This is a genomic window from Actinomyces urogenitalis DSM 15434 (genome assembly GCF_000159035.1).
Taxonomy (GTDB): domain Bacteria; phylum Actinomycetota; class Actinomycetes; order Actinomycetales; family Actinomycetaceae; genus Actinomyces; species Actinomyces urogenitalis.
In genome coordinates, this window is the sequence record NZ_DS999574.1 from 539,963 (window position 1) to 547,620 (window position 7,658).

6 protein-coding genes are annotated in these 7,658 nt (G+C 64.9%); 4 read left to right on the forward strand and 2 right to left on the reverse strand.

Annotated features, from left to right (window positions below; translation table 11 throughout):
• Positions 1–856 precede the first annotated feature (856 nt).
• On the forward strand, positions 857–1,567 hold the full coding sequence (locus HMPREF0058_RS02295) for a M50 family metallopeptidase (protein WP_048681089.1): 711 nt from the start codon (positions 857–859) through the stop codon (positions 1,565–1,567).
• 18 nt (positions 1,568–1,585) lie between these two features.
• Here the strand turns inward: HMPREF0058_RS02295 and HMPREF0058_RS02300 are convergent, their stop codons facing one another.
• Complete coding sequence (locus HMPREF0058_RS02300; protein ID WP_006548057.1) at positions 1,586–2,389, reverse strand: SDR family NAD(P)-dependent oxidoreductase; 804 nt, start codon at positions 2,387–2,389, stop codon at positions 1,586–1,588.
• Positions 2,390–2,736: 347 nt separating this feature from the next.
• On the opposite strand from HMPREF0058_RS02300, the gene HMPREF0058_RS02305 reads away from it, so the two are divergent.
• Positions 2,737–3,588 carry an exodeoxyribonuclease III gene (locus tag HMPREF0058_RS02305; RefSeq protein WP_006548058.1) on the forward strand — a complete coding sequence of 284 codons (852 nt, stop codon included), beginning with the start codon at positions 2,737–2,739 and terminating at the stop codon, positions 3,586–3,588.
• A 127-nt stretch (positions 3,589–3,715) separates the two neighbouring features.
• On the opposite strand, the gene HMPREF0058_RS02310 is transcribed toward HMPREF0058_RS02305, so the two are convergent.
• Positions 3,716–4,537, reverse strand: a complete 822-nt coding sequence (locus HMPREF0058_RS02310) for an InlB B-repeat-containing protein (protein ID WP_006548059.1) — start codon at positions 4,535–4,537, stop codon at positions 3,716–3,718.
• A gap of 882 nt (positions 4,538–5,419) precedes the next feature.
• On the opposite strand from HMPREF0058_RS02310, the gene HMPREF0058_RS02315 reads away from it, so the two are divergent.
• Both HMPREF0058_RS02315 and HMPREF0058_RS02320 read left to right on the forward strand, forming a co-directional pair.
• Entirely contained in the window at positions 5,420–5,599 is a 180-nt protein-coding gene (locus HMPREF0058_RS02315) for a type II toxin-antitoxin system Phd/YefM family antitoxin (RefSeq protein WP_248596992.1), read from the forward strand.
• Entirely contained in the window at positions 5,589–7,637 is a 2,049-nt protein-coding gene (locus HMPREF0058_RS02320; RefSeq protein WP_040319485.1) for a type I restriction-modification system subunit M, read from the forward strand. The genes HMPREF0058_RS02315 and HMPREF0058_RS02320 overlap by 11 nt, the downstream gene beginning before the upstream one ends.
• The last annotated feature ends 21 nt before the right edge of the window (positions 7,638–7,658 follow it).

A 7,658-nucleotide genomic window follows, 5' to 3' on the forward strand; every position in this document is an offset into this window, starting at 1 on the left:
CGATCACGATGGCGAGAATTCCGGGGAGTAAGGCGATGAGCTCGGTGATGCTCCCGGGTTCGAGCTGAGAAAACCATATGGTTGCTGTTTGCGCGGAACAGCTCCTTTGCTGTCTGGCTCGCGTGGAACTGCGCTGTCGGGATGAGTGTCTCGACCATAGAGTGAATTGTTGTTCGCGTCCGGGTATTGCTGAATGGAAGTCGTCTATGTGCTCAGGGTTTCCGTCAGGGGGCCTGTTGGGGAGGTGGGGCAACAGTATTTTCTGGGTGCACTCTCAGGCGCAATTTTCGTCTATTGTGGAGCGTTCAATTGCTGCTCATCGAGTAAAATGGGGCGCTTCATCGGTGATTCTCATATGCATTGTTTTTGTGGAGGTGGTTCCCGGTGCTTGAGGCCTTGGGCAGTCGCTTCCCCCAAGAACCATCCCCACCTCTGTCGCTTTAGGTCCTGGACAGTCGGTTGCCATGCTCCCCGCGCTGGTATCGACTGTTAACGGCCTAAACCGACGGTTCATCCCGGACGGTTCACCGACCGCGGCTCACCAACGATCCCTCACACATGACAGCGACGGCGTACCGGCGCGACGGCGGCCCGGCCCCGCAGCGCACCGGAGCACCAGCTCGACCGCGCCCCGGCCCCGCAGCCCATCTATCGGAGCCCCCAGCGCCATGAACCGGCGATCTCTCAGGCCGCGGTCAGACCGACCTGCCACACCGCGCCCGTGTTCACCTCTTTGCCTCTGGCCTCACCGAGCGCCCTGCTGACCCACGCCTCCGCGGCAATCGCCGCCCCGGCGCCGGCAGCGGGTTGGACGGATCTGGGCCGGCCGGAGCTGAGCCAGAAGGACCTGAGCTGGGTGGACCTGAGCCGGACCGATCGGTGGTCGCAGGTTGCCCAACGTGCCGAGCCTGCCGAGCCTGCAGTGCTCGTGAGTCTGTGGCCGGCCCTCGTGATCCTCCTGCTCACGCTTGCCTGGCCGCCAGCCCACCGGTGGGGCCGCACTCTGGTCACCGTGGTCCACGAGGCCGGCCATGCGGCGGTCGGCATCCTGGTGGGGCGGCGTTTCTGGGGCTTCGTGGTGTCCAAGGACCTGTCCGGCCACGCGGTGACCGCCGGGAAGCCACGGGGCCTCGGCCGGGTACTGACTACCTGGGCTAGTTACCCGGCGCCTGCGCTCCTGGGGGCGGCGGTGGTGGCTGCGGCGCTGCGGGGCTGGAGCGGTGTGGTTCTCAGCGTGGGGCTGGTGATGCTCCTCGTACTGCTGGTGATGTCGCGCTCGCTGCGCACGGTCGGCGTGGTGCTGGCGGTCGGCGCGCTGGCGACTGCGTTGTGGTGGCTGGGAGGTAGCTGGCGCGCGGGCGTCCTGGCGGGCGTGGGGCTGGTGATGCTCGTAGGCGCGTGGGGCTCGCTCGGGGACGTCGCCCGCAGCGCCGACCCTCACCAGGACCACGGCACCCTCGCCCAGCTCACGCACCTGCCCGGGTGGCTGTGGCTGTGCACCTGGTTCCTGGCCGACGCCGCAGCGACGGCATGGGTGGGCTGGCTCGCCTGGGGGCTGATGGCCTGAGCCGGGCCAGCTCGGAGCTCAGTACTGGTTGCGCACGGAGGCGTGCCCGGCAACTCGGCGGACAAGCCATCGCGGGCTCATACGCAGCGCCGCGTTGACGGCCAGGTAGCGGACCGACGGCGTGCAAATCACCTGACCGCGCCGCACGGCGGCCAGGGCCTGGCGCGCCACGTCTTCGGCGTTGAGCCAGGCGAAGGCGGGCCAGGCGCCCTCGTCCATGTGGGCCCGCGCGTGGAAGTCGGAGTGCGTGAGCCCGGGGTTGACGACGGTCGCGCTCACCCCTGTCCCACGCAGCTCGGAGGCCAGGCCCTCGGTGAAGGTGCGGACCCAGGCCTTGTGCGCGGCGTAGGTGCCCATGGCGGTGAGCGCGGTGGCGGAGGAGATGCTGAGGATCGCGCCGTGACCGCGCTCGACCATCCCGGGCAGAGCGGCGTGGGTGAGCTCCATGACGGCGCGCACCATGACGGCCATCGCGCGGCGCTCCTGCTCAATATCTCCGCCCACGAATCGTTGCCCGACGGCGAATCCGGCGTTGTTGACCAGCAGGTCCACGGGGCGCTGGGCTACCTCGGCAGGGCGCGGACCGGCGGGACGTGCGACGCGTAGGCGTTGTGCGACGGCCTCGATGCCGATGGGCTCGGACAGGTCGGCAGCGATGACCTGGACCTGGATGCCGGCGAGCTGACGCAGCTCCTCGGCGACCTGCTCAAGGCGTGAGGCGGTGCGGGCGACGAGGACGAGGTCGTGCTGAGCGGCGGCCAGCTGCCAGGCGAGCTCCAGCCCGATTCCGCTGGTGGCGCCGGTGATGAGTGCGGTTCCCATGCCCCGAGCCTAGGCGCCGCTGCCCGCCTGCGGCAGAAGGGCCGGATCTTCCTCCCCTCTCCTGTCGCTTCAGGCCCTGAACCGTCGATCTGATGCTTTCACCTGCCCCTCTTCCGTCGTTTCAGGCCGTGAACAGTCGGATACCCAAGGTGCTTCCCACGGAATCGACTGTTGATGGCCTAAGTCGACGGCCCTGCTGAATCTCGCAGCCAGAAGCCGACTGTTCAGGACCTGAAGCGACGGCCCCAACCCCAGCGTCCCCGCCCGAACCCTGGCCTCACCTGCTCACAGGCCACCTCGCCCCAGCGTCCCCGATCCAACCCTCCCCTCTCCGCTAGCCTGACCGCATGCGCCTGGCTACCTGGAACGTGAACTCCATCCGCACCCGCGTCGACCGCGTCATGGCCTTCTTGGACCGCGAGAACATCGACGTCCTGGCGATGCAGGAAATCAAGTGCAAGCCGGAGCAGTTCCCGCGTGAGCCCTTCGAGGCGGCCGGCTACGAGCTGGCGGTCCACGGCCTCAACCAGTGGAACGGCGTGGCCATCGCCTCGCGCGTGGGTCTGACGGACGTCGAGACCTCCTTCCCCGGCCAGCCCACCTGGGAGTCGGCGTCCCTGGGTGGCGCGGTGGTCGAGGCCCGTGCCCTGGGCGTGACGGTGGGCGGCCAGCCAGCAGGGTCGACGCCGCCGCCCGCACCTGACGCCGCAGCGCCCGCCTGTGCCCCGGTGCGGCTGTGGAGCCTGTACGTCCCCAACGGCCGCGAGCTCACCCACCCGCACTACACCTACAAGCTGGACTGGCTGCGCACCCTGCGCGAGGACGTGGCCGCCTGGCTGAGCGAGGACCCGGGCCTCCCGCTGGCGCTGGTGGGCGACTGGAACGTGGCCCCGCGCGATGAGGACGTGTGGGACATGGTGGCCTTTGAGGGGGCGACTCACGTGTCGAGCCCGGAGCGGGCGGCCTTCGTGGCCTTCGAGCAGGTGGGCATGGAGGAGGTCACGCGCTCGCGGGTCACGAACTACACCTACTGGGACTACCAGAAGCTCCGGTTCCCCCGGAACGAGGGCATGCGTATCGACTTCGTCTACGCCTCTGCGGCGCTGGCGGCCAGGGTGAGGGACGCGGCGATCGATCGTGACGAGCGCAAGGGCAAGGGCGCCTCGGACCACGTGCCGGTGATCGTGGAGATCGACTGACGCCACGCCGGGCCGGCCGAGGGGAGCGAGGCTCGGCCGGGTGCAGGCATGTGGGGCCCGCACTCGTCAGAGCACGGGCCCCACACCTGTGAGGGCCAGCGGCCGGGCTTGCCCGGCTCGTGGCGGTCTACTGTGCCTCAGTCCTGACGATGGCGCCGCATGAGCACCAGTCCGCCGCCAACCAGCGCGGCGACGGCGACGAGGCCACCGAGCACGCTGGCACCGGTCTTGGCCAGGCTGGCCACGGTGGACCCGGTGGCGGACCCGGAGGTAGACGCGGTGGCCTGGTCAGTGGCGGTGACGCTCGCAGTGGCCGAGGCCTGGTTGCCGACGCCATCGGAGGTGGCGCTGCGCGTCCACTGGGCGTAGAGCGTGACGTCGCCGAGAGGGTGACGCTCTCGCCTGCGGCGTAGGAGGTGCCGGAGCCGTCAGCGGCGGTGTTCCAGCCGGTGAAGGTGTAGCCCTCTCGCGTGAGTGCGTCTGCGCCGGGCAGGGTGACGGTGCCGTTGGCGACGCCGGTCAGCGGCGCGACGGACCCGGTGGCACCGTTGGCGTTGATCTGGATGCTGGCGGACTGGGCCACCCACTGGGCGGTGAGCGATGCTCCGCCGGCGGGGACGGTATAGGGGCTGGTCACGAGCGTGCCCTCGGCATCGGCCCACCCGGCCAGGGTGTAGCCGGTGCGGGTGACCTGCGTGGCGTCGGGCAGGGTGATGGCCTGGCCGGTGGCGGAGGTGATGGTGTTCTCGCCGCTGAGGGTGCCCTGCCCGACGTTGAGCGTGATCGTGGCGGGCAGGGCGGTCCAGGTGGCGTAGAGCGTGCTGGAGTCGGCCGGCGCGGGGATGGTCGAGCCGGCCGCGTAGGTGGTGCCGGAGCCGTCAGCGGCGGTGTTCCACCCGGCGAACACGTAGCCGGCACGGCTGAGCGAGTCGGCGCTGGGTAGCGTCATGATCCACTTCGCGGCGTAGAAGAAGCACCTGGGGATCTATCCCGGCCCGGAGACGAACGAGCACTTCGTCCAGGAATTGGCGCCGTACAAGACCTCCAAGGGTGCGGTGCAGATTCCCTTCGATCAGCCGATTCCCCTGGACCTCATTGCCGCGATGGCGGTGTGGAGCTACCGGCGAGTTCGCGGGTTGCCGGAAGAGTGAGGTCGGGGAGCGGGCTTGGACTGAGGTAGGGGAGGCGCTGGGCGCGCCGCGACCTCAGATGAGGGACCGCTGTCTTAGACCAGGGCCCTCTGCTGTGCGGCCTACGGATAGTTGGCCACGGCCTCAGCTTGCTGGTGCGTGCTTCCCTGCGCTTGAGAAGCGCGCACCGATCGAAGAAAGCATGCTTCTAGCAAGATGGCGCCGGTTCCTCGGTTGAGGTACCGGCACCGTCCAGGCGGAAACCCGTGGATACTTAGACGTCGAAAATGATAAAAACCACTTTAGCCCTTGAATCCCTGTTGAGCAGGGGTTTTGTCGTTTCTGGGGTTGTTCGCTGGCGTGCTGGAGGTTCAGTAATCGGGTGCTCGTCCCCGATCTTCCCGTTGGATTGGTGCATATTTCTGGTTGAGGGGGTCTGCTGGTGGGCTTGCGTTAGCGGATATCTGGCGAGGGGGCGTGCCCTCAATTGTGATTGATAAGACCGTTCCCACCTTCGACCTTGTGGGGCGTCCTGGCTCGCGCGCATGTCTCCATCTTCACGAAGAATCACATGCAAAATTACATGTAGTATCTCGCGCATATTGTGACGATATTTTGCATGCATTTATGGTAAAATGAGGCGTTGACGGTAACTCGTGGTGAAGGAGGCGATGGTGCGGAAGCGTACGGCGAAGAAGTCGATGAAGCACATCAACATCGGCGACCTTGGACGTGGTCAGGCATCGAAGCTGCTCAAGGAAGTGGCTGATGGTGACGATGTGGCCTACGTGTTGCGTTACGGAAAGCCTCTCGTGGTGGTCATGTCGCATGAGCGTTACGAGCGATTGATGGAAGATGGAGTTGACCCGAATGAGCACTGAGAAAACAACGAACTATGTCAGCTTCATTTGGAAGATCGCCAACCTGCTGCGCGGTGACTACAAGGAGCACGAGTACGGAGACGTGATCTTGCCGTTCACGGTGCTCACCCGACTCGACTCCGTGCTCGTTGACACGAAGACCGACGTGCTTGCAATCCGTGACCAGAAGGGTGTCCCGGCTGAGGTCAAGCGCATCCAATACGCGAGAGCTACCGGCTATCCGTTCTGGAACGCCTCCAGGTTCACGCTGCACACGCTCAAGAACGATCCTGACAACCTGGAGGGCAACCTGCGCTCCTACGTGGAGGGCTTTTCGCGGAACGCCCGCGACGTGCTGAAGTCCTACGACTTCTACACCGTGATCGATCGGCTGGATCGCTCCGATCTGCTCTACCAAATCGTCGATGCTTTCACCGACCCAGCCGTAGACTTCTCACCTGCAGCGGTCTCCAACGAGGATATGGGTTCGATCTTTGAAGAACTGATCCGGCGCTTCAACGAACTGTCGAACGAAACCGCAGGTGAGCACTTCACCCCGCGTGAAGTCATCCAGCTCATGGTCGAGGTGCTGTTCGGCCCAGACATGAACGCGATCTGCGAGCCCGGCTTCATGGCGTCGCTGTATGACCCAGGGGTCGGCACCGGTGGCATGCTTTCTGCCGCGATTGAACGAGCCCACGAGCTCAACGAAGGGGCGCGGATTGAGGTGTACGGGCAGGAACTCAACCCGCAAACCTACGCGGTGGCAAAGTCCGACATCCTCATCAAAGGTGACGACGCCGAACGCATCTACTTCGGCAACTCGCTGACCGCTGACAGAACAGCTGGACGAACATTCAACTACATGCTGTGCAACCCGCCCTTTGGCGTGGAATGGAAGAAGTACGCCGACCCGATCAAAGACGAAGCCGAGAAGCGAGGGTGGAAGGGCCGGTTCGGTGCCGGTCTGCCGCGTATTTCGGACGGGTCGTTCCTGTTCTTGCAACACATGATCTCGAAGATGAAGCCCTACGATCCGGCTGATATCCAGAACGCGCCGGGCACTCGGATCGGGATCGTGTTCAATGGATCGCCGCTGTTCACCGGCTCGGCTGGGCAAGGTGAGTCGAACATTCGCCGCTGGATTCTTGAAAACGACTGGCTGGAAGCCATCATCGCCCTGCCTGACCAGATGTTCTACAACACCGGTATCCTCACCTACGTTTGGGTGCTCTCCAACCGTAAAGCGTCAATCCGCAAAAACAAGGTGCAACTGATCGACGCCACCGGACTCTTCGCCAGGATGCGCAAACCGCTCGGCGAAAAACGCAAATACTTGACCGAGGACAACATCGCCCAGATCGCGCGCATCTACGGCGACTTCACCGAGGACGAGCACTCCAAGATCTTTGACACCTGCGAGTTCGGCTTCCATGAAGTCACGGTGGAACGTCCGCTACGTTTGAACTTCACCGCCACACCCGAACGAATCGAGCGACTCTGGGAGCAGACCCCGTTCAAGAATCTGGCCACCTCGAAGAAACGCAGCGAACCCGCCCGTAGCCAAGAGATCAAGGACGGCAAGAAGACCCAACAGGCGATCATCGATACCCTCGAAACCCTCGACGGGCAGCAGGTGTGGAAGAACCGAGACGAGTTCACGGCCGTACTCAAGAGTGCCTTCAAGGGCGCTGGGTTGGCTGTGCGTGCCCCGCTGCTAAAAGCAATCGTGACGGCCCTGGGTGAAACCGATCCGACCGCAGACATCTGCCGCGACGCCAAGGGCAACCCGGAACCTGACCCGGCGCTACGTGACACCGAACAGATCCCGCTCGCCGAAGACATCGACGCCTACATCCAACGCGAAGTCATCCCCTACGCGGCTGACGCCTACGTCGACCCCGACAAGACCAAGATCGGCTACGAGATCCCCTTCACCCGCTACTTCTACCAGTACGAAGAACTCGGCAACCCCACCCAAACCCTGGCCGAAATCCAAACCCTCGGAGCCGAAATCCAAGCCTCCATCGCCAAACTATTCAACGAGCAGGTGAACTAAATGGATGCCTACGAACACTAC

Coding starts and splice junctions, on each gene's coding strand:
- HMPREF0058_RS02315 (WP_248596992.1), top strand. CDS start 5,420: ATGAAGCACATCAACATCGGCGACCTTGGACGTGGTCAGGCATCGAAG.
- HMPREF0058_RS02305 (WP_006548058.1), top strand. CDS start 2,737: ATGCGCCTGGCTACCTGGAACGTGAACTCCATCCGCACCCGCGTCGAC.
- HMPREF0058_RS02320 (WP_040319485.1), top strand. CDS start 5,589: ATGAGCACTGAGAAAACAACGAACTATGTCAGCTTCATTTGGAAGATC.
- HMPREF0058_RS02300 (WP_006548057.1), bottom strand. CDS start 2,389: ATGGGAACCGCACTCATCACCGGCGCCACCAGCGGAATCGGGCTGGAG.
- HMPREF0058_RS02310 (WP_006548059.1), bottom strand. CDS start 4,537: ATGACGCTACCCAGCGCCGACTCGCTCAGCCGTGCCGGCTACGTGTTC.